The organism is Streptosporangium sp. NPDC003464 (assembly GCF_053588315.1).
On record NZ_JBSFPS010000566.1, the window covers coordinates 1 to 1,205 of the forward strand.

At 70.9% G+C, this 1,205-nt stretch carries 2 protein-coding genes; both read right to left on the reverse strand.

Annotated elements, in window-relative coordinates:
- The coding region (locus ACWDS7_RS48570; RefSeq protein ID WP_451934842.1) for a phage portal protein family protein at positions 1-633 on the reverse strand (633 nt) is incomplete at its 3' end.
- 14 nt (positions 634-647) lie between these two features.
- Positions 648-1,109 carry a phage terminase large subunit gene (gene terL / locus ACWDS7_RS48575; protein ID WP_451934843.1) on the reverse strand — a complete coding sequence of 154 codons (462 nt, stop codon included), beginning with the start codon at positions 1,107-1,109 and terminating at the stop codon, positions 648-650.
- Positions 1,110-1,205: the final 96 nt, after the last annotated feature.

Sequence of the window (1,205 nt, forward strand, 5' to 3'; positions counted from 1 at the left end):
CCTCCACACCTCGTGCTTGAGGAGCCACGCGCCGTAGCAGGCGCGCAGGATGCTGCGGCCGGTCCAGTTCGCGCCCTCGCGCTCGTGCGCGTACCAGACCAGCCTGTCTACGGGGATCGGCCGCCCGGCGGCGTGATCCTGCCGAATCGCTTTCAGGGTGCCGTCGGGGTTGAGGTCGATCGCGCCGATGGTGTGCGGCATCCGCTCGCCCAGGTTGATCAGCCGGGCCTGCCCGTTGCGGATCTCGTAGCGGCGTTCGAACGGCATGTGGCCGAACACCAGGCTGAGGAGGGCCAGGCGTAGGTGCTCGGCCCAGCGGACTCCGCGCCGCCGGGCGGGCCCGGGCGCCTGGTCGGCGCCGAGGATCGGCAGGCCGAGATCGTCAGCGACCACCTGGACGACTTCGTCGCGGCAGCCGGCCGGGTCCACCGCCCAGGTGGCGCGGCGGATCGGCAGCGTGTAGGCGGCCAAGATGGCGGCGAGCTGCGGGTCGTGGCGCATCCGGGCGTAGGTCTGCACGGACAGGGGCCACATGAGGTCGGGGATGACCTCAACCATGTCGTTGTAGAGCTGGCCGTAGGAGCCGAGGCCGTCGGAGAGGGTGCCGATGTCCCGGGTGGGGGCGCTGACCATGACGAACCCCCTGCTCAGTAGTTGATGCTCATGAAGTCCATGGCGCCGGAGTTTCCGGTCGCCGCGGCGTATGCCTGGCCGATCACGCCGTCATCGCGGGAGGCGCGGCGGGCGTCAACCTGGTCGGCGGTCTCCATCGGCAGCCAGTGCGCCGAGACGACGCGGGCGGCGTAGGAGAGCGTGTCGACCTGGTCGTCGTGCGCGGCGGTGGGGAACGAGGCGAGTTCGTCGCACCACTCGTCAAGCCAGTCGGCCCCGGCCGGGAACCAGACCCTGTGGGCTTTCACGCGGGACGTCGCTGGAAGCGCCCGCGTGATCTTGTCAGTGTCGGCGGTGAGCGGCTGCACCGGGATCCCGGCCGCGGTCGCGTCGATCGCCAGCGTGGTGGAGATGAACGACTGCTCGATGAACACGGTGTCCGCTGCCCACCGCTGCTGCAGCGGCCGGACGTGGTCCCAGTGCTCGGCCTCTTCCATGCGCCAGGGCTGAGACGCAGGAGCGCAACCGCGCCAGGGTGCTGGCCGCCGCCCAGGAGGAGTTCACCGAGCGCGGCTTCCGCGACGCCAAGATCG